1 protein-coding gene is annotated in these 549 nt (G+C 45.2%); it reads right to left on the minus strand.

Features of this window, described 5'->3' with window-relative positions; translation table 11 throughout:
• Positions 1 to 162: 162 nt before the first annotated feature.
• Positions 163 to 492: a hypothetical protein gene (locus CRP01_RS41770; RefSeq protein WP_099156034.1), complete on the minus strand. Its 330-nt coding sequence runs from the start codon at positions 490 to 492 to the stop codon at positions 163 to 165.
• Between the last annotated feature and the right edge of the window lie 57 nt (positions 493 to 549).

Genomic DNA, 549 nt, shown 5'->3' on the forward strand with positions numbered 1-549 from the left:
CAAGTTGCGGCATATTCTGTCAGGTTGATTTCGCAAACCTGATAGATCCCAAGACAGAAAAGGTAATGTCCGGGGAAATGGAAATTTGCGAAGTTTAATTAATCACACAATAACGGCCCTTTTTTAATACATGAATAAGGAGAGTAGCAAATGTTACTCTCCTTATTTTTTATGATCACTCTCCAGCTCCCGTATTCGGCTCTGCAGGCGTTTGATGGTAGCCCGGGCCGTTTCCATATCTTTTTTGTATTGGTGCAGCTCTGCCTGTGTTTTATGCAGCTCCATCGATAGCGCCATGAGTTTCTCTGTATTAGCCAGCTGCTCCTGCATCAGTTCATTGATCTTGGCGTAAAGCTTATCGATCTCTCCCTGCAGGAAATTCTTCGTTTTGGCATCTTCTACGTGGCGGCCCCACAATCCTTTCGAAAACCATCCAAGGATGGCCGATACGATCGATCCGATGATGGTCCATACTTCCGGTCCTAGTTTCATGAGATTCGGTATGGATTATTCTCAGGCGCTACCAGCTCCACCTGGTTGTTATCAATA

Source organism: Flavilitoribacter nigricans DSM 23189 = NBRC 102662, from assembly GCF_002646595.1.
GTDB classification, from domain to species: domain Bacteria; phylum Bacteroidota; class Bacteroidia; order Chitinophagales; family Saprospiraceae; genus Flavilitoribacter; species Flavilitoribacter nigricans.